Source organism: Sphingomonas sp. P4_G3 (genome assembly GCF_056401105.1).
The window spans coordinates 243,674-266,223 of the sequence record NZ_JBFUJZ010000004.1 but is presented as its reverse complement, the minus strand read 5'-3'; the positions used below and the strand labels follow the sequence as shown (position 1 = coordinate 266,223).

The 22,550-nt window shown below is 63.9% G+C and carries 24 protein-coding genes and 1 tRNA gene; 8 read left to right on the top strand and 17 right to left on the bottom strand.

Annotation, left to right across the window (positions count from 1 at the left end):
• Positions 1-12: 12 nt before the first annotated feature.
• The 9 genes from AC1DQQ_RS13105 to AC1DQQ_RS13065 form a co-directional block, all read right to left on the bottom strand.
• Complete coding sequence (locus AC1DQQ_RS13105) at positions 13-615, bottom strand: retropepsin-like aspartic protease family protein (protein WP_478045430.1); 603 nt, start codon at positions 613-615, stop codon at positions 13-15.
• Positions 612-1,382, bottom strand: a complete 771-nt coding sequence (locus AC1DQQ_RS13100) for an MBL fold metallo-hydrolase (RefSeq protein WP_478045429.1) — start codon at positions 1,380-1,382, stop codon at positions 612-614. The genes AC1DQQ_RS13105 and AC1DQQ_RS13100 overlap by 4 nt, the downstream gene beginning before the upstream one ends.
• Entirely contained in the window at positions 1,379-2,158 is a 780-nt protein-coding gene (locus tag AC1DQQ_RS13095; RefSeq protein ID WP_478045428.1) for a TatD family hydrolase, read from the bottom strand. Before AC1DQQ_RS13095 ends, AC1DQQ_RS13100 begins: the two co-directional genes overlap by 4 nt.
• On the bottom strand, positions 2,155-3,696 hold the full coding sequence (gene metG / locus AC1DQQ_RS13090; protein WP_478045427.1) for a methionine--tRNA ligase: 1,542 nt from the start codon (positions 3,694-3,696) through the stop codon (positions 2,155-2,157). The genes AC1DQQ_RS13095 and metG overlap by 4 nt, the downstream gene beginning before the upstream one ends.
• 82 nt (positions 3,697-3,778) lie before the next feature.
• Complete coding sequence (locus AC1DQQ_RS13085; RefSeq protein ID WP_478045426.1) at positions 3,779-4,741, bottom strand: DNA polymerase III subunit delta'; 963 nt, start codon at positions 4,739-4,741, stop codon at positions 3,779-3,781.
• Complete coding sequence (gene tmk / locus AC1DQQ_RS13080; protein WP_478040905.1) at positions 4,738-5,367, bottom strand: dTMP kinase; 630 nt, start codon at positions 5,365-5,367, stop codon at positions 4,738-4,740. The genes AC1DQQ_RS13085 and tmk overlap by 4 nt, the downstream gene beginning before the upstream one ends.
• A gap of 7 nt (positions 5,368-5,374) precedes the next feature.
• A complete protein-coding gene (locus AC1DQQ_RS13075; protein WP_478045541.1) occupies positions 5,375-6,532 on the bottom strand; it encodes a D-alanyl-D-alanine carboxypeptidase family protein in 1,158 nt (385 codons plus the stop codon).
• 54 nt (positions 6,533-6,586) lie between these two features.
• Positions 6,587-7,507, bottom strand: coding sequence for a septal ring lytic transglycosylase RlpA family protein (locus AC1DQQ_RS13070; RefSeq protein ID WP_478045425.1), 921 nt, complete (start codon positions 7,505-7,507; stop codon positions 6,587-6,589).
• Positions 7,508-7,556: 49 nt separating this feature from the next.
• The gene (locus tag AC1DQQ_RS13065) at positions 7,557-8,609 is read right to left on the bottom strand and encodes a lytic murein transglycosylase (RefSeq protein WP_478030470.1); all 1,053 of its coding nucleotides are present in this window, start codon (positions 8,607-8,609) and stop codon (positions 7,557-7,559) included.
• Between the two features lie 95 nt (positions 8,610-8,704).
• Between AC1DQQ_RS13065 and AC1DQQ_RS13060 the strand changes: the two genes are divergently transcribed.
• The 5 genes from AC1DQQ_RS13060 (at position 8,705) to AC1DQQ_RS13040 (ending at position 12,290) form a co-directional block, all read left to right on the top strand.
• Positions 8,705-8,794: transfer RNA gene (locus tag AC1DQQ_RS13060), tRNA-Ser, on the top strand.
• 119 nt (positions 8,795-8,913) lie between these two features.
• Complete coding sequence (locus tag AC1DQQ_RS13055; RefSeq protein ID WP_478040903.1) at positions 8,914-9,390, top strand: nuclear transport factor 2 family protein; 477 nt, start codon at positions 8,914-8,916, stop codon at positions 9,388-9,390.
• A 108-nt stretch (positions 9,391-9,498) separates the two neighbouring features.
• The gene (locus tag AC1DQQ_RS13050) at positions 9,499-9,978 is read left to right on the top strand and encodes a hypothetical protein (protein WP_478040902.1); all 480 of its coding nucleotides are present in this window, start codon (positions 9,499-9,501) and stop codon (positions 9,976-9,978) included.
• Between the two features lie 212 nt (positions 9,979-10,190).
• A complete protein-coding gene (locus tag AC1DQQ_RS13045; protein ID WP_478040901.1) occupies positions 10,191-11,732 on the top strand; it encodes an amidase in 1,542 nt (513 codons plus the stop codon).
• A gap of 87 nt (positions 11,733-11,819) precedes the next feature.
• The gene (locus AC1DQQ_RS13040) at positions 11,820-12,290 is read left to right on the top strand and encodes a DoxX family protein (RefSeq protein WP_478040900.1); all 471 of its coding nucleotides are present in this window, start codon (positions 11,820-11,822) and stop codon (positions 12,288-12,290) included.
• Positions 12,291-12,528: 238 nt separating this feature from the next.
• On the opposite strand, the gene AC1DQQ_RS13035 is transcribed toward AC1DQQ_RS13040, so the two are convergent.
• On the bottom strand, positions 12,529-13,107 hold the full coding sequence (locus AC1DQQ_RS13035) for a TetR/AcrR family transcriptional regulator (protein WP_478045424.1): 579 nt from the start codon (positions 13,105-13,107) through the stop codon (positions 12,529-12,531).
• 206 nt (positions 13,108-13,313) lie between these two features.
• On the opposite strand from AC1DQQ_RS13035, the gene AC1DQQ_RS13030 reads away from it, so the two are divergent.
• Both AC1DQQ_RS13030 and AC1DQQ_RS13025 read left to right on the top strand, forming a co-directional pair.
• The gene (locus tag AC1DQQ_RS13030; protein WP_478045423.1) at positions 13,314-14,297 is read left to right on the top strand and encodes an oxidoreductase; all 984 of its coding nucleotides are present in this window, start codon (positions 13,314-13,316) and stop codon (positions 14,295-14,297) included.
• Between the two features lie 165 nt (positions 14,298-14,462).
• Positions 14,463-15,206 carry an SDR family NAD(P)-dependent oxidoreductase gene (locus tag AC1DQQ_RS13025; RefSeq protein WP_478030467.1) on the top strand — a complete coding sequence of 248 codons (744 nt, stop codon included), beginning with the start codon at positions 14,463-14,465 and terminating at the stop codon, positions 15,204-15,206.
• 251 nt (positions 15,207-15,457) lie between these two features.
• Here the strand turns inward: AC1DQQ_RS13025 and AC1DQQ_RS13020 are convergent, their stop codons facing one another.
• Positions 15,458-16,342 (bottom strand): SDR family oxidoreductase, encoded by an 885-nt coding sequence (locus AC1DQQ_RS13020; RefSeq protein ID WP_478045422.1) that lies wholly within the window; start codon positions 16,340-16,342, stop codon positions 15,458-15,460.
• Positions 16,343-16,445: 103 nt separating this feature from the next.
• Here AC1DQQ_RS13020 and AC1DQQ_RS13015 point away from each other — a divergent pair, with 103 nt between their 5' ends.
• Positions 16,446-17,336: a LysR family transcriptional regulator gene (locus AC1DQQ_RS13015; protein WP_478030113.1), complete on the top strand. Its 891-nt coding sequence runs from the start codon at positions 16,446-16,448 to the stop codon at positions 17,334-17,336.
• Here AC1DQQ_RS13015 and AC1DQQ_RS13010 read toward each other — a convergent pair.
• The 6 genes from AC1DQQ_RS13010 to bamA form a co-directional block, all read right to left on the bottom strand.
• Positions 17,326-17,631 carry a hypothetical protein gene (locus AC1DQQ_RS13010; RefSeq protein WP_478030112.1) on the bottom strand — a complete coding sequence of 102 codons (306 nt, stop codon included), beginning with the start codon at positions 17,629-17,631 and terminating at the stop codon, positions 17,326-17,328. The genes AC1DQQ_RS13015 and AC1DQQ_RS13010 overlap by 11 nt on opposite strands.
• 91 nt (positions 17,632-17,722) lie before the next feature.
• On the bottom strand, positions 17,723-18,058 hold the full coding sequence (locus AC1DQQ_RS13005) for a PilZ domain-containing protein (RefSeq protein ID WP_478030111.1): 336 nt from the start codon (positions 18,056-18,058) through the stop codon (positions 17,723-17,725).
• A 126-nt stretch (positions 18,059-18,184) separates the two neighbouring features.
• The gene (gene rpmE, locus AC1DQQ_RS13000) at positions 18,185-18,415 is read right to left on the bottom strand and encodes a 50S ribosomal protein L31 (RefSeq protein WP_066806082.1); all 231 of its coding nucleotides are present in this window, start codon (positions 18,413-18,415) and stop codon (positions 18,185-18,187) included.
• A 131-nt stretch (positions 18,416-18,546) separates the two neighbouring features.
• Positions 18,547-19,029: a 3-hydroxyacyl-ACP dehydratase FabZ gene (fabZ, locus tag AC1DQQ_RS12995; RefSeq protein ID WP_478030110.1), complete on the bottom strand. Its 483-nt coding sequence runs from the start codon at positions 19,027-19,029 to the stop codon at positions 18,547-18,549.
• Positions 19,026-19,712 carry an OmpH family outer membrane protein gene (locus tag AC1DQQ_RS12990; protein ID WP_478030109.1) on the bottom strand — a complete coding sequence of 229 codons (687 nt, stop codon included), beginning with the start codon at positions 19,710-19,712 and terminating at the stop codon, positions 19,026-19,028. Before AC1DQQ_RS12990 ends, fabZ begins: the two co-directional genes overlap by 4 nt.
• Positions 19,712-22,516: an outer membrane protein assembly factor BamA gene (gene bamA, locus AC1DQQ_RS12985; RefSeq protein WP_478030108.1), complete on the bottom strand. Its 2,805-nt coding sequence runs from the start codon at positions 22,514-22,516 to the stop codon at positions 19,712-19,714. Before bamA ends, AC1DQQ_RS12990 begins: the two co-directional genes overlap by 1 nt.
• Between the last annotated feature and the right edge of the window lie 34 nt (positions 22,517-22,550).

Here is a 22,550-nt window from a genome sequence, read left to right as displayed (position 1 = left end):
ATTATGTAAAACTCACTTGGGGTTTGGGGTGAGGATCAGCGTCTTCCCCTCAACCCGCCAGGATTTGAGCCGCGACAGGAAATTCATCCCAAGCACGTCCTGATCGCCGAATTCGGGCGCGACGATCGTCGGCAAGTCAGTCGCGGTGATGCCGCCGACCTTGAGCGTCGCGATCGTCGCCGATTTGCCGGTCACCGTTCCGTTGGCGGTCGACACGACCGCTGGCGGTGCCATGCCGTCGAGATCGATCTTGGCATTCGCGGCGGTCGTCGTGGACAGCGCGGTCACCGTCGCGCCGCTATCGACCAGCATGACGCGCTCGACACCGTTGATCGTCGCGCGTGCCCAGAAATGACCGTCATCGGCCATCGGAATGCGGACCTCGCTGCCAACCACCGACTGATCGGGCCCGTAGAATAGCGTCCGCGTGCCGGAGATCAGCCATTGGTTCTGATTGACGATCGCGACCACGACCAGGCCGGTGGCGAAGATTCCGATCCAGGCCAGCGTCATGACGGCAACGCGGCTCAGGGGCATGCGGCGCGCGAACAGCGCCGATAGCGGCAGCACGAGCAGCAGCACGTAGAAAATCACGTTTCCGGTCATATCGCTCATCGCGCCACCTCGACTTCGAGCCCATCATACGCTGGTTCGACGCCGTTCGGGAGTTCGGCGAGCAAGGTCGCATAGTCCATCGATTGATCGAGATGTGTCAGCGCGGCCCGTTTCGGGCAAAGCTCCTCGATCCAGGCGAGCGCTTCGGCCAGATGCGGATGGCTCGGGTGCGGATGACGTCGCAATGCGTCGACGATCCACAGGTCGAGATCTTGATACAGGCTGCGCATGCTGTCGGTCATGACATTGAAATCGGTAGCATATCCGATCGCGCCACCGTCGGCCTCGAAGCGCAGGCCGGCCGAACTGATCGTGCCGTGCGGCTGATCGGTGATCGCAATCGACACATCGCCGATCGTCAGCTGGTCGGGCAGCGCTTCGAGCGTCACTGTCGACGGATAGCCGTCGCGCCCGGCAAAGACATAGCCGAAGCGCTCGGTCAGGACCGCGCCCGTCGATGGCCGCGCGAGGCCGCGCACCGGCCGCCCGGCGGCGTGGAACAACTGGCGCAGATCGTCGATGCCGTGCGTGTGATCGGCATGATCGTGCGTCCAGATGACCGCATCGACGCGATCGACGTTCGCCGACAGCAATTGTTCGCGCAAATCGGGCCCGGTATCGACCAGGATGCACGTCGTCGCGGTTTCGACCAAAATAGATACGCGGCGACGGCGGTTTTTGGGCTCGGCGGGATCGCACGCGCCCCAATCATTGCCGATCCGCGGCACCCCCGACGACGTTCCCGAACCGAGGACCCGGACCTTCACGCCAGCGTCTTGGCAAACAGACGGTGGAAATTGGCGCGCGTCACGTCGGCCAGCTCGTCGGCGTCCTCGCCGCGCAATTGCGCCAGGAAGCGGCAGGTATCGGCGACAAAAGCGGGCTCGCCAGTCTTGCCGCGATGCGGCACGGGGGCGAGGAACGGCGCGTCGGTTTCGATCAGCAAGCGCTCGCGCGGCAGCCGCGCTGCCGTCTCCTGCAGGTCCTTGGCGTTCTTGAACGTCACGATTCCGGAAATGGAGATATAAAAGCCAAGTTCCAAGGCCTTGTCGGCGAAATCGCCGCTCGCGGTAAAGCAATGGATGACGCCGGGATAGGCCCCCTGCTCCATTTCCTCGGCCAGGATCCGCGCGGTATCGTCCTCGGCGTCGCGGGTATGGACGACCAGCGGCAATTGGGTTTCGCGGCACGCGGCGATGTGCGCGCGAAAACTGGCGCGCTGGCGCTCGCGATCCGAATGGTCATAATAATAATCGAGGCCGCTCTCGCCGATCCCGACGACGCGCGGATGCGCCGCCCGCTCGATCAGCTTGGCGGTGTCGACATCGGGGTGCTGGTCGGCCTCATGCGGGTGGACGCCGATCGTTGCCCAGACGTCAGGCTCGCGCTCGGCGACGGCGATGACGTCATCCCATTCGCGCTCGCGCGTCGAGATGTTGAGCATCGCCACGACGCCGCTGTCGCGCGCACGCTGCAGGACGTCGCCCTGGTGCTCGGCCAGGCCCTTGTAATTGAGGTGGCAATGGCTGTCGGCGAGTCTCATGCCGCGTCCACCGCCATTTCGAGCCGCGGGAACACGCCGCTCGGTGCCGGCAGGGCGGTCCCCGCCTCGATCGGCCGATTGAGCGCGTCGAAATTGCGGAGGTCCGCGCCCTGCCCCAGCAGATCGAGCAATTTGTCAGCGCTTTCCGGGATCGCCCAGCGCGCCATGATCGCGATCCGCCGCACCGCTTCAGCGGCGTAATAAAGGATCGTGTCGGCGCGCGCGGGATCGGTCTTGCGCACGCTCCATGGCGCCTGATCCGCGAAATATTGGTTGGCATCACGCGCGGCCGACCAGATCGCCTCCAGCGCGGTATGGATCGCCAACTCGCCCATCGCGGCGTGCATGCCGGCCTCGGCCGCTTTCACGCTCTCGACCAGCGCTTCCTCGGCCGCTGTCGCATTGCCCGGTTCGGGCACGCGTCCGTCGCAATTCTTGGCGATGATCGACAGGCCGCGTTGCGCGAGATTGCCGAGATTATTGGCGAGGTCGGCGTTGCAGCGCGTGACGATCGCTTCTTCCGAATAGCTGCCGTCCTGGCCGAAGCTGACTTCGCGCAACAGGAAATAGCGTAGCGGATCGACCCCGAACCGGTCGGCGAGCTCAATAGGGTCGGTGACGTTGCCGACGCTCTTCGACATCTTCTCCCCGCGATTGAGCAGGAAGCCGTGGCCGAATACCTGTTTGGGCAAAGCGATGTTCGCGCTCATCAGGAAAGCCGGCCAGTAAATGGTATGGAATCGCACGATATCCTTGCCGATCAGATGCAGATCGGCGGGCCAGTATTTACCCAACGGGCCGTCGAGATCCGGGTAGCCGATGCCGGTCAGATAATTGGTCAGCGCGTCGACCCAGACATACATGACATGACCGTCGCTGCCCGGCACTTTGACGCCCCAGTCGAAGCTGGTGCGCGAAACCGACAAATCGGACAGTCCGCCCGACACGAAGGCGATCATCTCGTTGCGCCGAGCGTCGGGCTGAATGAAGTTCGGATTGGCCGTGTAGAGGTCGAGCAACGGTTGCTGATATTTGCTCAGCCGGAAGAACCACGTCTCCTCCGCGGTCCATTCGACCGGCGTCCCCTGTGGTGAGAGCTTTTCGCCCCCTTTCCCCTCGACCAGTTCCTTCTCGTCGTAAAACGCCTCGTCGCGGACCGAATACCAGCCCTCATAGCGATCGAGATACAGATCGCCGGCGGCCGCCATGGCTTCCCAGATCGCCCGGCTGGCGGCGTGATGATCGGCTTCGACGGTCCGAATGAAGCGATCATAAGAAATGTTAAGACGATCATCCATCGCCTTGAAATATCCGGACATCTCGTCGGCAAGCGCCCGCGTTTCGACGCCGCGGTCGCGCGCGGTCTGGACCATCTTGAGGCCGTGCTCGTCGGTACCGGTCTGAAAGCGGACGTCTCGCCCTGCCTGGCGATGATAGCGCGCGATCGCATCGGCGGCGATCGCTTCATAAGCATGGCCGATATGCGGGCGGCCATTGGGATAGCTGATTGCGGTCGTGATATAATAGGGTTCGGCCATGCCCTGCCCTCTAGTGCAGGTCCCGCACGGATGGAACCTCCCTCCCCTAAACCTTCTCCCCCAAGAAGAAGGTTTGAGAGCCTCAGCGCGTCGCCAGCCGAGCGACGAGTCCGGCCATCTCGAACACCGTCCCTTGCGCGTCCAGTGAGAGACCAAGCGCACTTGCCGAAAGATTGCGTGCCGCATCGTGCGCATCGAGCGCGGTCCGCAGCGCTTCACCCGAGCGCGTACGGGCCGCCGCTGCGATGAAGCTCGGAGCCCGCTCGAGAAACGCTTCATAACGTTCCTGCGCCGCCTTGAGCGACAGCGCGCGAGCAAGTTCGGCGCGGACGGCATTACTGGCGTCCCCCTGCGCCAGCTCCTCCAGCGCCTTGTCCAGCCCGGAAATGTCGAGGCCGGCCATCGCCAAAGCGCGTGCCGGCGACCCCTGCCCCACCCGAATCAGCTCGTCGATCTCGTTCGACGCGACACCGGCATCGACCAGCGCGGCACGCATTTCCGCATCGTCTAGCGCCTCAAACCGAAGCATTCGGCAGCGCGAGCGGATCGTCGGCAGCAAGCGACCCGGCGCGTGGCTTACCAGCAGGAACACCGTACCGGCGGGCGGTTCCTCGAGATTCTTGAGCAAGGCGTTCGATGCGCCGGGCCGTTCGAGATCGTCGGCGGTATCGATCACCACCACGCGACGATCCGAATAGGTCGCCTTCACGCCGAGAAAATGGTCGAGTTCGCGGACCTGGTCGACGCGGATCGACCGCGCCAATCCCTGTTCCGGCTTCTTCTCGTCGCGTGGCAATCGTTGCAGCAGCTTGAGATCGGGATGCGATCCGGCATCGATCAGTTGCTGCGTGCGATCGCCGGGCGGAATCTCGAAATCGTCTGGCTGCCCAGGTCCGGCCAGAAGCCGGCGCGCGGCGAGCATCGCGAACCTTGCTTTGCCGACGCCTTCGGGGCCGGCGAAGATCCAGCCGTGATGCAGCGATCCGCCATCGATCGCGGCGGAAAAAGCCTGCCGCGCCGCAAGGTTACCATAGAGTGGCGTCATGGCAGCAGGTCGGCGATCGCCTCGATCACGTCGGCCGCTACCGTGTCCACGTCGCCCCCCGCGTCGATCAAGCGCACGCGATCTGGTTCTGCCGCCGCGAAGCGCCGGAACGCCGCCGCGACATCGTCGTGGAAAGCCCGTTCGCGCGCGGCGAAGCGATCGGCTGCCGCCCCGTCGCGCGCCGCGGCGCGCTCCGCACCGATCTCCGGCGGAACCTCGAGCACCAGCGTGCGATCGGGCAATAGTCCGCGCGATCCGAAGGCATGGAGCGCGAGCACCGCCGCATCGTCGATGCCGCCTGCCACGCCCTGATAAGCGCGCGACGAATCGATGAAGCGATCGCTGATCACCCAGGTGCCGATACCGAGCGCCGGCTGGATTACCTTTTCGACATGGTCGGCGCGCGCCGCTGCGAACAGCAACGCCTCGGTATGTGAGCTCCAGCGCTTGACCTCGCCCTGCATCAGCAACTCGCGGATCGCTTCCCCGCCTTCGCTGCCGCCCGGCTCGCGCGTGACGATGACGTCGAGGCCTCGCGCGCGCAGTTCGTCGGCGAGGCGGCGGACCTGGGTCGACTTGCCCGCGCCCTCGCCGCCCTCGATCGAGAGGAACTTGCCGCGCGCCATGTGTGCGTCAGCCGCCGAACAACTGCATCAACCCGGTCCAGGCGCGGCCGAAGAACCCGGCCTGGCCGACATCCTTGTCGGCGACCAGCGGGAAGCGCTGATCGGGCATGCCAGGCGAGGTCACGACCAGGTCGGCGACATGGTCGCCCGCCTTGATCGGCGCCTTGAGCGGACCGTCATAGACGACCTTGGCATTGGTGTTGGGCGTGGTGCCCGACGGCACCGTCATCGCCAGATTGTCCGCCGCGACCAGCCCGACGCTGCTCGACGATCCCAATTGGACCTCGGCAGTGGCGATCTGCTTGCCCTTGGCGACGATCGGATGCGATTGCCAGGCGCGGAAGCCCCAGTTCATGAACTTGACCGATTCTTCCTTGCGCTGGTTGAAGCCGGTGAACCCGGCGACCACCATCACCAGGCGACGGCCGTTCTGGATCGCCGACCCGACGAAGCTGTAGCCGGCTTCCTCGGTATGCCCGGTCTTCAGCCCGTCGGCGCCGGCAACGATGCCGAGCAACGGATCGCGATTGGCCTGATCGATCGCCGAGCCGTTCATCTGGGTGCCCCAGGTGAAATTCGGCAATGCGTAATAGCGTTTGTAGAGATCCGGGAAGTCGCGGATCGTCGCCTCGGCCAGCTTGGCGAGGTCGCGCGCCGTCACATAGGTCACGCCATTGTCCGGCCAGCCGTTCGACGTGCCGAAATGGCTGTTGGTCAGGCCGAGCTTCTTCGCCGCTTCGTTCATCCGGTCGGTAAACGCCGGTTCGGTGCCGGAGACACCTTCCGCCAGCACGACGCAGGCGTCGTTGCCCGACAAGGTGACGATGCCCTTGAGCAGATTGTCGACGCTGACGCTCTCATCGGCTTTCAGGAACATGGTCGATCCCTGGCTGTGCCACTTCTTCCAGGTTTCCGGGCTCATCGTGAATTGCTGGTCGGCCTTGAGCTGCCCCTTTTTGAGCATGTCGAACACGACATAGACCGTCATCATCTTCGCCAGCGACGCCGGCGGCATGCGGTGATCGATGTCCTTGGCGTAGAGCACCGCGTCGGACGACAGGTCGACCATATAGGCGACGGGCGCCGGGGTATCGAAGGTCGGCGCGGCGGCAGTGGCCGGCATGGCGGCCAGGACCAGAGCGGAGGCAGCGCTCAGGTGGATCATCTTGGGCATAAAGGTCATGGTGACAACAGTCCGTACGCTAAAGCAGGGGTAAGATCAGTCCTGGCGGACCACACGAGCATCGCCATAGCCCCGCGCCGCTGCCGCGTCACGTGCCTCGCTGGCCTGATTTTTCGTCGCATAGGGGCCCATCCGCACGCGCCATAGCTGGCCGGCGGGCATGATCTGTCCGCCCAGGCTCCTGGCGAGCGCGGCGGCGCGCGGTTGGCTCGAAAAGGCTGCCACCTGAACGTAGAATCCACCGGCGATCGGGGCGGCCGGAATCGGCTTCCTGACCGGCGGCTTGGCCGCTTGGGGTTCGGGTGGGATACGGACAAGCGGTGGGCGCGGCTGGATCTTCGGTGGCCCAGCGACGGGAGCCGGAGGGCCAGTCAGCCGCTGGCGGAGCCCGGAGAGCAACGACGGCGGCGTATCCAGCCGCGGCACCCCGGGCTCGCCCGCGCGCAGCGCTGCGAGGTCGGACGGGCTGGCAGTGACCGCGCGGATGCGTACAGCCTCACGTCCGGTAATGCCCAGCGTCCGCGCCGCACCTTGTGAGAGATCGATCAGCAAATTGCTCTGGCGCGGCCCGCGATCGTTGATCTGGACCAGGATCGTGCGCCCCGTGTCGAGCGCGGTCACTTCGGCATAGGAACCGAGCGGCAACGTGCGATGCGCCGCGGTGAAGCCCTTGGGATCGAACGGAACGCCCGATGCTGTGCGCCCGCCGGCCAGCTCGTCGCCGTACCAGGTGGCATAGCCGACTTCATCGTAGCGCGACTCGCCGCGTCCCGACGTGGCACGGGGGCCATCCGATGATGGCGGCCCGGCATCGGCTTCGTCGGCGGAGAGCGGTGTCGGCTGCGCCGCCGCTTGTGGAACAGATGGTGGATAGGTCTGTGGATAACCGCCCTGCGGCACATTGCCATAGGCCGGATCGGGCAGGCGCGGTCCGTCGCCAGACCCACCGCTCCCCACGCACCCCATCCGGACCAGGCATGCCCCAAGTCCGGTCCCGAACGCCCCTTTATTCAACCGCATCCGCCAGCAGCCCCACGCTCAACGCATAAAAATTCGAACAATTGTAATCGAGGATGACCCGGTAATTGCCGGTCAGCAGATAGGCCGTTTTGCCCGGCCCGTCCGGCTCGATCAGCGTCGCCTGCACGTTGGCCGCCGGCCATGCCTTGGATTGCGGCACGATTCCCAGCGCGCGCCATTCGGCGATCGATCGCCAGCCGCTTTGTCGAGCGAACACTTTGGGGCAGCGCGGCGAGATCAGCTTGTTGGTGACACCCGAGCGATCGAAGGTCGCCGGTACCGAGACGGCAAGGCCCCAAGGCTGCCCGCGTCGCCAGCCGGCATTGTAGAAATAATTGCCGATCGAGGCGAGCGTATCGGCGTCGCTGTTCCAGATGTCGGCGCGGCCATCGCCGTCGCCATCGCGCGCCATGCGCAGATAGACCGACGGCAGGAATTGCGGCCCGCCCATCGCGCCCGCCCAGCTGCCGATAAGTTGGCTGCGCGCGACACCGCGATCGACCATCTTCATCGAGGCGATCAATTCGCCTTCGAACAGCGAGCGGCGACGGCCGTCATAGGCCAGGGTCGCCAAGGCGCGCGGCAGGTCGAAATTGCCCATGATCCGACCGTAATTGGTCTCATGCCCCCAGATCGCGACCATGATCGATTCGGGAACCCCAGTTTGGGTCTCGATGCTGCGCAGATGCGCACGTTCGGCGAGGTACTTCGCCCTGCCCTGCCCGATTCGGGCGGCATCGACATGGCTGCGCAAATAAGGCGCGAAAGGCGGCGACGCGCTATTGGTCGGGTTGGCCGGATTGCCTCCCGGCTGGGCATGGTCGAGATCGATCACGCGTTGATTGAAAGTGAGCCCGGCCAGCACCGAATCGACGCTCGACGGCTTCACTCCCTGGGCAATCGCGTGGCCGCGCACGCTTTGCAGATAGGCCTGAAACGCCGCATCGTCCTGTGCGTTCGCCGACCCTGTCGCCAGCCACAACCCGGCGGCCAGCGTGATCGCCGCCGCCATTCGCCCCATCATACCCCGTCCGCGCATCGGCAGACCGTGCCACAGCGCGCCGCAAAGGTGAAATCCCATCGTCGCACGACTTGCACAAATCGCCGCCCTTGCGCAAAGCGCTGCTCGCGCGCGGAGAGGTGGCCGAGTGGTTTAAGGCAGCGGTCTTGAAAACCGCCGTGGGTTAACGCCCACCGTGGGTTCGAATCCCACCCTCTCCGCCAGCGCCACAGTTTGATGTCCAGAAGCCGTGCCTAGGCGCCCGCGCCCACTGTACCCATGTTTGGATGCGGCTTCCCGCAATCTCTGGTAGCATCCCGCCTGGTTTTGGGGAGCGCCAGCGATGTCGATAGGGCCAAGGGCCATTCCGCGCACAATCTTGCTGGCCGCCATGGCCCCAGTAACGATGGCGGCAGCAATAAAGGATACCGGTTCCGCATCGCGTCTGACGCCAGCCGCGGCGGTTGCGGGCCATTGTGCGGCGTGGAACACAACAGACCGCACGAAACGAGACATCCTGCTGAGGCGAGTATTTGCCCGCGACGGCGTTTATAGCGATCCTACGCCGACCTATGTCACCGGCCGCGCCGCCTTGAGCGACGAAATCGGGAGGTTTCAGCGGCAGTATCCAGGCGCGAGGTTTCGGTGCAGCGCTCCGCAAATCCATCACCGCACCATGCGCGTAACCTGGTTGCTGCTCGAACCCAACGGCAAGAGGCCGACGCAGGGGATGGATTTCTACGAGCTCGCACCAGACGGCCTTATCCGTCGCGTTACGGGTTTCTTTGGGCCGCCTCCGGTGCTGGATGCGAGCCGGTGAACGGTGCGAACTTCACGGCACTTTGGCTCTTGGAAAGAATACCCACAATAGCCCGATAGGGCATCCGCCCCCCCCTGCAATCAGTCGCTGGCTTGGAGGAGAAACACCGTGAGCAAACGTCTTCTAGCGATCATCGTCGGATTCATTGTCGGGCTATCGCTGTCGTCGGCGCACGCGGCGTCCGCCGACGATCCGGTCCTGGGGACGTGGCGGCTGAACGTGGCGAAGTCACAATTCACCCCCGGTCCGGGATGGCAGAGCCAGGTCCGGACATATCAGGCCACGCCGGAAGGGGTTGCCGTCACCTGGACGGGCGTCGATGCCAAAGGCGAGAAGATGCAGGTCAGCTACGCCTACGCCTATGACGGGAACGATTATCCGATGCTCGGCTCGGCAAGCTACGACACGCTGACCGCCGTGCGCATCGACGCCTGGACCGTCAGGTCAGAGGAAAAACGGGGCGGCAAAACGGTTGGCGTTGCCGTGCGGACGGTCTCGCGGGACGGAAAGGTGCTAACCATCACCGACAAGGGCACCAACAGAAAGGGTCAGGCTTTCGCGCAGCTGCTGGTATTCGACAGGCAGTAACCGCCCTCGCCGGCGAGCCTCCACCATAAGCCCGTTTCAACGCCCGATGCGAAGGGCGGATGAATGGCCGGAAGCTATTCGGATAGAAGCCGTTTTACGTTGACCGAGTGGCGCGCGGACAACCGGGCGCGAAGAACGTCGAACTTAGAGATGGCGCAAGCTGCCATTTTCATGGTCTGCTGTATTCTGGATGGGAACCGGCGGGGGCTGAAATGTCATCATCGATCACGACTCCGGACCGCCGGACCGTTCTCGGCTGGGCGGCAAGCGGGTTCGCCTTGGCCGCCGCGGGCGGTTCCGCAGCTGCCACGCAAACATCCGAACTGATGGGGCTCGAGGCGCGGGCACTCCTGAAGCTTATCCGAACCAGGCAAGTATCGTGTGTCGAGGTCATGCAAGCCTGCCTCCGCCAGATCGACCTGTCGAACGGCAGGTTCAACGCCGTCGTGTCGATGGGCGAGCCCGAAGAACTGCTGCGCGCAGCGCGGGTCAGGGACGCCGAACTGGCGAGCGGGGCGACGGTCGGGCTGCTATGCGGTTTGCCCCACGCCGTCAAAGACCTCGCGTCCTTAAAGGGTTTTCGGTTCACGGCCGGCGGTTCGCCGCTGTTCCGAGATCGGATCGCGACACGGGACAATTTGCCGACCGAGCGACTTCGCGCTGCCGGGGTCATCTTCATCGGCAAGACCAACGCGCCCGAATTCGGCTTGGGCTCGCATACCTATAACCGCGTGTTCGGCCCGACGCACAACGCCTACGACCCTTCGCGTTCCGCGGGTGGCAGCAGCGGTGGCGCCGCCGTGGCGCTCGCTCTGCGGATGCTGCCGCTGGCCGACGGATCCGATTATGGCGGCAGCCTGCGCAATCCCGCTGGCTGGAACAATGTGTGCGGGTTCCGGACGAGCTTTGGTCGGGTGCCGCTGGACGGCCCCGACGCATGGCTGCCGTCCATGGGCGTCGCCGGGCCGATGGCGCGGACGGTATCCGATCTGGCGATGCTGCTCTCGGTCCAGGCCGGCTATGACCCGCGCGCGCCGCTGTCGATGGAGAGCAGCGGCGCCCGGTTCGCAGGCTCGCTGCAGGCCGACCTCCGCGGGAAACGCGTCGGCTGGCTCGGCGATTTCGGCGGCGCCATCACGTCCGAACCCGAAGTTCTGGCGGTTTGCCGCGCATCGCTGGGTCGATTCGCGGCAATCGGCTGCACCATTGGCGAAGCCCTGCCCGCCTTCGACATCGAAAGGGCATGGCAGGCGTTCGTGACGCTCAGGGCCTGGCAGTCGGCAGCGCCCTTGGCCGATATTGCGCGCGACCCGGCGAAACGCGCGCAGCTCAATACGCAGGCCCTGTTCGAGCTCGACCTCGCCAGCCGGTTGAGCCCGAGCGATATCCAGGCAGCCTCGGCGGTGCGCGCCGGCTGGAGCGCGGCGTTCGGCCGCTTGTTCGAGCAGTTCGACGTGCTGGTGGCGCCGACCGCGCAGCTTTTTCCGTTCGACATCGCCCAGCCATGGCCGACCGAAATCGCCGGCAAGCAGATGCGCACCTATCACGAATGGATGAAAGGCGTCTGTCTCGTCACGCTCGCGGGGACGCCGTCGCTGGCGGTTCCGGCAGGGTTCAGCCGCACCGGCCTGCCGATCGGCCTCCAGATCATCGCTCCGAACCACCAGGAAATGACGTCGTTACAGTTCGGCGCGGCATACGAGGCGGCTGAGCCCTTATGGCGAAGGCGCCCACCCAACTTGCGAACGAGTTAGCCAATCTGGCCTCGCACCACGCGTTGCGGATAGTCGTCCAACAGCGCTATCTGGCGACTGCGGGGATGCGCGGCCGGGGAGCGGAACATGGGGAATGCACCAGCGCGAGGCGCGTCGGCCTCCGGCAGAGCGGCATTACTGCTCCGACTGCTCCTGGGGTCACTCTTTATTGCGCATCTCTATTGGAAGTTCGCGATTTTGCCCGGCGGGCTCGATGCCTGGTGGGGAAATCTGCTCAAGGCGGGATATCCGTCCTTCGTTCCTGCCTATGTCCTTTCGGCAGAGCTTGCCGGCGCCCTGCTGCTGATCCCGGGCGTCCTGACCAGATATGTCGCCGGCTATGCCATGCCGATGATGCTCGGCGCGGCTCACTTTTGGATGACACGCAATGGCTTCTTTTTCACCAAGGCTGGAGCCGAACTGCCGCTCGTCTGGCTGGCGCTTCTTGGCATTCAGGCGGTAGCGGGCGACGGTTCCTTCGCGGCGCTCCGGTCACCGGATCCGCGTTGGGCGATGGCATGGTTGCGGCGCCGACGCTTTGCCGCTGCCCGGGCCTGATTGCTCATGGTGAATTCTCGGCGCTCCTTCCGCTAGGCTTCGCCGCCGCCTCGCTCGCGAGGCCAATATCCGCCAAAGGCCGGTTCGCCTCTGTTCAACAGCAGGAATGTGGAGGGCTGGACGGCGACGCGCACGCCGACTCCCGCTTTCCTGTCGAATATAACGTCAATGCTGCCAGGACGATGACTGTCTGGTCGTTTCTAAAACGGTGATCCGCAACGTTGTCAGCGCATTAGGGCTAAAGCGTTGCCTGCAGCCCCGCCATCATCACGCCAAGCAGACGCCGCGCGCTGCCTTCCCAGTCTGGCTGATCGATGCCGCTGCAGATGCCGGCCATCATACGGGCAACGTCCTCAAAACAGATTTCCGCGCGGATCGTACCCGCCGCCCGCGCCTCATCTACCAGACGACGCAGTGCTTCGGACAAGGTGGCCTCCGAACTGCCGTGGAGTTGTGCGCCTTGTGTATCGGCCCGCAATATGTCGGCGATCACTCGCTTTGCCGCCACATAGTCGATCACCCGATCCAGCCACAGCGCCAAAGCCTCATCGGCCGGATGCTTTTCGAGCAACGTAATGGCTGCCTCGCTCAGTTGTTCGACTTCGCGTGCATAAACCCCTGCCACGAGAGCATCTCGGGTCGGGAAATGGCGATAGAGCGTACCGATGCCGACACCCGCGCGCTTCGCTACATCGCCTGGCGGTACGTCAACGCCCATCTCCGCGAACGCCGCCTTGGCCGCTTCAAGCAGCAGATCGCGATTGCGGAGACCATCGGTGCGCAGCTTTCGTGCGCGGGGTGAAAATTTTTCTGACATAGGCCTTGATAAACGGAACGCTATTCCGAATATATATAAACGGATCAGCTTTCCACTTAATCCATGGGTGCAGCCAAAACAATGACCGATGTTCAGAGGCCGGCCATCGAACCGACCGTTCCATGCAAACCTATCACCGCAAGCGGCCAGGTGCGCTCCATTCGTGACCGATCCCGTGGGCTGTGGGCATACGACGAAGAGCTGGCTTGCGGGACGGTCGACCCATCGAACCCCCAAGCAGCCATCTGCACCTTCATTTGAAAGAAACCGCCATGCCGAAAACTAAGGGCTTCACCGAAGCCGATGTTCCGGACCAGTCCGGCAAGACCTTCATCGTTACGGGCGCCAATGCCGGCGTCGGTTTCGAGATCGCGCGTGTCCTCGCCGCCCGGCGCGCACGTGTTCTGCTTGGCTGCCGCGATCAAGCAAAGGGGGAAGACGCGATCGCCCGGATCCGAAAGGTCGCGCCCGCCAGCGACCTAGCATGGTTGCCGCTCGATCTTAGCAATCTGGACTCCGTGCGAGCGGCAGTCGAAATTGCTGGGAAAGAACCGCGCCTCGACGGCCTGATCAACAATGCCGGCGTCATGAATCCCCCGTTGATGCGGACCAAGCAGGGGTTCGAATTGCAATTCGGCGTCAACCATCTCGGAGTCTTCGCGCTGACCAATCTGCTGCTGCCCAAGCTCGCGCAGACGCCGGAATCGCGCGTGGTCGTAACGTCGAGCATCTCGCACTTGAAAGCCAGGATCGATTGGGACGACCTCAACGCCGACAAGAACTACATCAAGACCGAGCGCTACGGCGCCAGCAAGCTGGCGAGTGCGTTGTTTTTCTTCGAACTGGATCGTCGCCTGCGCGCGGCGAAGACGCCCGTCACTGCGATCGGCGTCCACCCGGGCATCGCCGCAACGAGCCTTGGTCGTCACATGGGACTTGCCCAGATCGCAGGCCCGATCGTCGGCCTGCTACTCAACAGCGCTGACAAGGGCGCGTGGCCGGCACTTCTGGCCGCGACCGGCAAGGTGAAGCCCGGAGGCTATTACGGTCCCACCGGCTTTGGCGGAATTCGCGGTGTCGCCGGCGAAGCAAAGCGCGCGCCGCATGCCGAAGATCCAGCGCTCGCGAAGCGGCTGTGGGAGGTCTCGATGATGATGACAGGAATCGATCCCGGCCTCCCGGCGGTCTGATTTTGCTCATGGTGCGGGATTGCGCCGCGCGTCTTACTCTTCAAACGGAAACGGTGATCATATGTCGGAGAAAGTCTGGTTCATCACGGGGGCCTCACGCGGATTTGGCCGCATCTGGGCTGAAGACGCTCTCAAGCGGGGTGACAAGGTCGTTGCTACCGCGCGATCGCTGGCCGACATCGCGCCCTCGCCGATGAGTTCGGCGACGCCGTCCTGCCTCTGGCGCTGGACGTGACTAACCGCGACCAGGTTGCCGATGTCATCGCAAATGCTCACGCGCATTTCGGCCGTTTGGATATCGTCTTGAACAATGCCGGCTATGCGCTCGTCGGCGCGATCGAGGAAGCGAGCGAGGCCGAGGTTCTCGCCGAGTTCGATACCAACCTATTTGGTCCTCTCACTGTCATCCAGGCAGCCCTTCCACTTCTGCGTGCGCAGCAGGGCGGCCATATCATCGGCGTCTCGAGCGTCGCGGGGGTCTATGCTGGCCCGATCACTGGCTTCTACCACGCGTCTAAGTGGGCGTTCGAAGCGCTCCACGAGAGCCTTTCGAAGGAAGTCGCGCAGTTCGGCATCAAAGTAACGCTCCTGGAGCCCGGTCCGTACGCAACAGACTTTTCGAGCCAATCCTCACTGAAGCTCGCCACGGGCATTGATGCCTATTCCGAGACGCGAGCACAGGTATTTGCCGGCGGCGCAACCACGAATTTCGGCGATCCTGCCGCGACCTCGACGTCCCTTTTCAAGGTGGTGGATTCGGAACAGCCGCCGCTGCGCTTCTTCCTTGGCACCGAAGGGCTACCCATGGCGCGCGCGGCCTATGCTGAGCGTCTTGCCGTCTGGGAATCCTGGGAAGATGCTTCGAATGCCGCCCAGGGCCAACCCAGGAAACAAGCCCTTGCCCTTTGATGAGATGGGCGCGCGGAGGATAGAGGGGATATGCGGGCGCCGACCAAAAACCGAAATGGCCGTCGTTAAGCCCCAAAGGCCGCCGAAACCCGCCGATAGCCGCATAACACAGAATATCCATATAATCATCAGTCGGTTATAACGATCTCGTAGTACTCATCATCCTCATCGGGCGTGGCGCGCCGCGCAGGTTTCGATCGCAACGGGGCCGCTCTCCAAGAGCAGCCCCGCCGATCGTCTTCAACGACGTCTCAGACCATCGCTACCTTTTTCGAGGCGGCGAGCGCCGCGGCGAAGTCGCGATAGGAATGAAGCGGGCGACCCAGCAACCGGGTAAGACGCTCGACGTCGCCGGCTTCCGGGATCATGCCGTCGCTGACAAAGCGCTCGGCCATCAGGCGCATCTCATAGGCTGCCCATTTCGGCATGAAGCTCGCCAGGTTCTGCTCGAACGCGCTGGGGTCATCGCCACCATAGACGATAGGGCGACCTAGGAGGTCCGACCAGATGGCGGCCACGTCCGAACCGGTCAGCGTGTCGGGGCCCACGAGGTTGATCGTCTCGACCGGCAGCTTATCCGGCGCCTGCGCACGGCGGATAAGCTCGATCGCCGCGACTTCTGCGATGTCGCGCGCATCGACCATGGCGAGACCCTTGCCGCCGATCGGCATGGGATAGACGCCGTGGCCGACAATGACGTCCTTGCTCATATGCTCATTGTCGATGAAGTAGGACGGGCGCAGGATCGTGGCGCTGAAGCCCATTTGTTCGATCATCCGCTCGGCACCGAATTTCACCGCGAAGTGCGGCACATTCACGAACCGATCGGCATGGATCACCGACAGATAGACAAGGCGATCGACGCCCATTTCTCGCGCAATGTTGAGCGCGATGAGCGCCTGGGTGAATTCATCGCCGGTCACCGCGTTGAGCAGGAAAAATGCATCGACGCCGGTGAAGGCCTCGCGCAGCGCGTCGATATCGAGCAGGTCGCCCTGCACGACCTCCACCCCGGCGGGGACATCCGCCTTCGGCGGATCGCGGGTGAGCACGCGCACGGCGATGCCACGGTTGACGAGTTGATCGACGACATGGCGCCCGACGCGGCCGGTCGCGCCGATAACGAGAATGGTCATGATGTGTCTCCTGAAGTGTCGTGATTGACGCCTCTGAAATTAGTGATCCACACTTGAGCCAATAGACGCTATATCTGGACACGCCGTCTCGTTGGTGGAACACATGGACCTTCTCGCGCTCGCCGATTTCAACCTAGTCGCCAGGCATGGCGGGTTCGGACGCGCCGCGCGGGCGGCGCTACGCCCCAAGGCGACCCTGTCCCGACGGGTGTCGGAATTGGAGGCCGGCCTGGGGGTGCGGTTGTTCGAGCGCGGCGGGCGCGATCTCAAGCTCACCGAGGAAGGTCGGGCGCTGCATGAACGCACCGCGCGGCTGCTTACCGAGCTCAACGAGACGGCGGCGGCGATAGCGGCGGGCGGCGACACGCCCCGCGGCCGGCTGCGGATCAGCGCTCCTTCGCTCTTTTCGCAAATCGCGATGGGCAGGCTCGCCGCCGGCTTCGTGCTCGAATATCCGCAGGTCCGGCTCGAAGTCACGCCCGAGGACCGCGCAGTCGACATGATCGAGGAGGGCTATGATCTGGTCATACGGGTCAACCCACGACCCGATGAGAGCCTGATCGGCCGGGCTTTCCTGCATGACCGGCTGGTCGTCGTGGCAGCACCCGCGCTCGTTCGGCCGATTGACGGTTCTGCGGTTCGCGCCGTCGTGCGTGGATCGGCCGATCTAACGGGCTGTTGGAACGTAATCACGACGAGCGGACAGTCGACGATCGCGATCGATCCCATCCTGTCGCTCTCGTCGATGGTGATGGCCCGCGACGCGGTTCGACAAGGCGTCGGTGCTGGCCGCCTCCCGCTTTCGCTGGTGAGCCATGACCTGGCGGCCGGCCGGCTGGTGGCATGGGCCGATGTCGATGAGCCCGAGACCAGCTTGTGGGCGCTATATCCGTCGGCCCGGCTTCTGAGCGGGCGCGTGTCCGCGTTCCTGGCGTATCTGAAAAAGGCGTTCCCCAGCGGCTCGCCCGACGAGTTGGCGGCGTTTATCGATTAGCGACGCGCTGACGCGGCTCATCAACCCCGCGATCGCAGCGCGGCTTGGGCGCGCAATGACTGGCCGATTGCTGCGCATCGCAACGTTTCGCACGAGCGGCTCGGCGCGACTGGTCACAGTCTTTGTCGGCGGTTGAGGTGACGGCGGCGACCTGGCCGACGGGCATCTGCGTCAAGCCCAGTCCCGCCACCGCACCGACCAGCAGCCCGATTCCGGCGAATGCGCCATAGCGGCGCATCACCGTCGGCTTGCGGGCGGGAGGATGGTAGAGCGAGGTGCCTGGTTTGCGACGCATGATATTATCTCAGCGACTTATCAGATTTCTCAGCGTCTTCCATTAACCAAGAACGCATCGTGGTTACTTTTTGATGGCCCAGCCCTTCGGATCAGGCGGCGCCCACCTCTACCAGCGCTTCGTACAGATGGTCGGGCAATGTGCGGTGGAACAGGCAACCCGCCTGGAAATCGTCGGCCCAGCGGACCGTCGCCGCGATCTGTCCGGCACCGGGCAGAGTCAGCCAGATCACGCTGTCCTTCTTGAGCGCCGAATAGGTCGAGATGCGCGCGCCTTCGGGCGACAAATCGGTTACGCGGCACAATGTCCGGTCCAGCCCACTCCTGCCCAGCTTGGCGTCCAGCGACACGGGTGCGCGCGGCGACCGCCGGCGGTTCATCACCGCAGGTTCGAATTCCGCCGAAATATTGATCTGCCTGGCTTCCATGACGGAAAGTCTAGGCACGCGATGCCTAAGACAGCGTTAAGGACGCCCCCCTCCCGACACGCGAACGCCGCGCTCCCAGCAGGGAACGCGGCGTCGAACGTCACGCAGCCGCCGAAGCGGCGCGGCTTACTTCTTCGTGAGCGAGAGCCCGCCGAAACGCTTGTTGAAGCGCGCCACCTGACCGCCCGCATCGAGCATCTGGCCGCGGCCGCCGGTCCAGGCCGGGTGCGACAAGGGATCGATTTCGAGCGTCATCGTGTCGCCTTCCTTGCCCCAGGTGGAGCGCGTTTCGTACACGGTGCCGTCGGTCATCTGGACCTTGATCATGTGGTAATCGGGATGAGCGTCTTTCTTCACGTCGCGAAATCCTTTTGAAAGCCGCCGGTTTCCGACCGGCAGCGAAGCCGCGGCGCCTAGCAGAGGGTGCCGCGCGACGCAACTATCTCGGAAAATGCCCTCAATAATATGCGGCGCATGGGGCCGGTGCGTCAGGCCGCCGCTGGTGGATCGGCGATCATCGCGGTGAAGTTCGCCTGCGCGGCCAATTGCCCATCAATCAGCGCCCGGCCCGCAAATTTACACACCGACGAGCGCTTCTGAACGAAATCGACTTCCAGCCGAAGCAGCACGCCGGGTTCAACCGGCTTGCGGAACTTGGCTTCGTCGATCGCCATGAAATAGACCAGCTTGCCCGAGCCCGCGAGGCCCAGACTCTCGACCGCCAGCACGCCGGCCGCTTGCGCCAGCGCCTCGACGATCAGCACGCCGGGCATGATCGGACGTCCAGGGAAATGACCCTGGAAGAAGCTTTCGTTGATCGTCACCGCCTTGATCGCCGCGATCGATCGGTCGAGGATCAATTCCTCGACACGGTCGACCAATAGCATCGGGTAACGGTGCGGCAGCGCCGCCATCACCCGCCCGATATCGAGCGGACCGATGGAAGCGGCTGCCGTCGCCTCTTCGCTCACCGTCCGGACGGCTTCTTGCCGGTCGACGGTGCGGGCGTCGGTGCCGGCGGCAGCGCGCCACCAGGGACGCCCGCTGGCGGATTGCCGCGCGGCGCCGCCGGAGCACCGGCAGGGTTGCCGCCCGGCTGCCAATTGGCCGGCGGGGTGATGCTGACCGTGGTCACCAGTTTGTTGAGCTCGGCGGTGATGTCGTCGGTGATGTCGGCATTGGCGTCGAAATCGAGCGCCGCTTCCGGACGGATCACCAGACTGACGCGCTTGGTCGTCTTGACCGTGGCATAGGCCTGCTGGAACTTGGCCGAGATCTGTTCGATCGCGTAAGCGCGGGCGCGCAGGGCAGGCATTTCCGCCGTCGAAGCCTGCTGTTCCTTCTGCTGGATCGAGGCGAAATTGGGCGACGCGCGCAGCTTGGCGAGCTCGGATTCGTCGAGCTGGCCATCCTTGTTGGCGTCGAACGCCTGCTCCAGCGGCGCGAGCTCCTTGCGGATCGCTTCGGCCTGATCGAGCCCGGTCTTGTAGGTGGTCTTGATCTGGCCGATCGCATTGGTGAACGCCGCCGTCTTCAGGATCGCGGTCTGCGGGTCGGCGACGGCGACGGACTGCGCCGACGCGGCGGGCGCCAGCGCCAGGCCGGTCGTCAGCGCCACTGCGCCGATGCCGAGATATTTGGTCATGCTATTCATCAGAATTGGGTCCCTACGTTGAATGTGATGAGTTTTGTATCGTCGCCAGGCGAGTGCAGAAGCGCCTTGGCGATGTCGATGCGAAGTGGCCCGAAGGGCGAATTCCAATTGACCCCGAAGCCGATCGAGACGCGCGGCCGCGGCGTGTCGCCGAGGAACTGCTCGAGGAACGGTCCGGCCGAGGTGGTCAGTGCGTTGTTGGCGGTGCCGCCGACGCAATTGCCGCTCGCATCGGGAATACCGGTCGCGCAGGTCGTCGACACGGGTGTGCCGGTGGAATCGGTGTAGCTATAGAGCAACTGGCCCGAGCCGTTGCGCACCGGTGTAACGATCGGGTCGTAGATCGTTTTCCCACTGGCATCGACATGGGACGGGAATGTCGTCAGCTGCGGCTTGGTTACACCCCAGACGGCGCCCACGTCGAGGAAGATCGACGGACGAAGCCCCAGCTCGCGCACGCCGCCCGAAAGCGGAGGCTGAAGCTCGAACCGCACGAGATAATAGGCCCGACCACCCAAGGCGTCGTCGATATAATTCTTCTTGTCGGGATCAAGTGTCTGGGCGGTGACGACGCCGTTCGCGTCGGTCGTATTGAGGTAATTGATACGACGGACACGCGGGCCGACGCCGCGAATGTCGAACCCACGGATCTGCGGCTCGCCGAGATAGAAACGATCGGTGATGCGCACCTTGTCGATACCAGCGCCACGACTCTTTTCCAGGCTGGCGATGTAGCCCGCCTCGCCGCTGATCGAGAAAATCCAGTTATGGCCGAGGTTCATGTATTTCGACGCTTCGATGCGCGACCGGACATAGCGCACGTCGCCGCCGAGCCCAGCGAAGTCCTGGCTCAGCACCAGGCGCTTGCCCGCGGTCGGCCTCAGACGGCTGTTGAGACTGTCATAGACCAATGAATAGCCGAGAACGGACGACAAGCGGTTGCCGATCGCGTCGCACAAATAACGCCCCGCCTTGAGCGGATCGCAGGTATCCGGAATACCGTCCGCGTTCGTGTCCGAATAATAAGTCGACTTGTCGAGTCCGACTTCATCATAGGTCAGGCCGTAGCGCGCCGACAGCGACCAATATTCGGTGATCGGCACGCCGGTACGCACCTGGAAGCCGGTCGAAACCTGCGAATAGGTCGTCTGACGCTGGTCGCCGAGATAGTTGAACGAGTTATAGTCGCGGCGGAAGAGGTCGACGCCGACGGCGACGTTCTTGTTGAACAGATACGGCTCGGTAAAGCCCAGCGAGACCGACTTCGAATAGACCGAATAATCGACATTGGCGCGCAGTTCCTGGCCCTTGCCGCGGAAATTGCGTTGCGTGATTCCGGCCTGGATGATGAACCGCTCGAGGCTCGAATAGCCCGCCGACAGCGACAATTCGCCGGTCGCCTTTTCCTCGACATTCGCGTTGAGCACGACGCGGTCGGGAGCAGAACCCTGCTCCTGCTTGATCTCGAACTTGTCCTGGAAGAAGCCCAGGCTGTTGATGCGATCCTGCGAGCGCTTGACCTGGAAACTGTTGAACGCATCGCCTTCCGCCAGGCGGATTTCGCGGCGAACGACCTTGTCCTGGGTATTGCGGTTGCCGGTAATGTCGATCTTTTCGATGTACGATCTTTTGGCTTCCGCGATGTGGAAGTTGATCGACATGGTCAGCTTGTCGGGGTCGCGGTTGAACTCCGGGTTCACGTCGGTGAACGCATAGCCGAACAGCCCGGCGGTCTCGTTAAGCCGGTCGACCGAATCCTCGACGCGCTTGGCATTGTACCAATCGCCCTTGTTGATCCCCAGGCCTGTGGCCAGCTTGTTGTCGTCGAAATCGCGGATATCGCTGTCGACCGTGACGTTGCCGAACTTATAGCGCGGACCTTCTTCCACCACATAAGTGATGATGAAGTTCTTCTTGTCCGGGGTCAGCTCGGCCACCGCCGAGGTCACGCGGAAATCGGCGTAACCCTGGGTCAGGTAGAATTGGCGCAGTTTCTGCTGGTCATAGGCCAGGCGATCCTGGTCGTATGAGGTGTTGGACGACATGAAGCGGGTCAGCCGCGCCTGTTTGGTGACCATCTGCTCGCGCAGCTTGCCATCGGAGAAGACGTTGTTGCCGATGATGTTGATCGCGCGGACCTTGCTCTTGGGTCCCTCATCGATCTCGAACACGACGTCGACGCGGTTCTGGTCCAGGCTGACCATCTTGGGCTCGATCCGCGCGGCGAAGCGGCCCTGGCGACGATAGAGCTCGACGATCCGCGCGACGTCCTGACGCACCGCGGTGCGGGTGAAGATCTGGCGCGGGGCGAGCTTGATTTCCTTGGTGATCTTGTCCGACTTGAGAGTCTTGTTACCCTCCAGGATCACGCGGTTGATGATCGGATTCTCGCGAATGCGGATCGCGATCTCGCCGGTTTCGACACCGGCGATCGACACGTCGGCAAACAGATCGCTGGCGAGCAGGTCGCGCAGCGCCTGATCGAGCGTTTCGTTGGTATAGGCCTGGCCGACGCGCAGCTTGGTGTAGGACAGCACCGTTTCCGGCTCGATCCGTTGCGAGCCCTCGACGCGGAGAGAGCGGATGACGCGCTGCGGCGCCACAGCCGGCGACGTCGGCGCAGCGGGCGCGGTCTGCGGCGTGGCAGGAGCAGTCTGCGGTGCCGCAGCGGCGGGTGTGGGAGCGGCGGGCGCAGCGGCGGTCTGGGCGGCAGCTGCCACCGGGACCCCCGAGAGCATTGTTCCCGCGAGCAACACCGTCACGGCGCGCGTTCCGAACTTCGACGTATTGATAACTTTCACCATTCCACCCCAGCCGGAGACATTGCCGTCGCGTGAT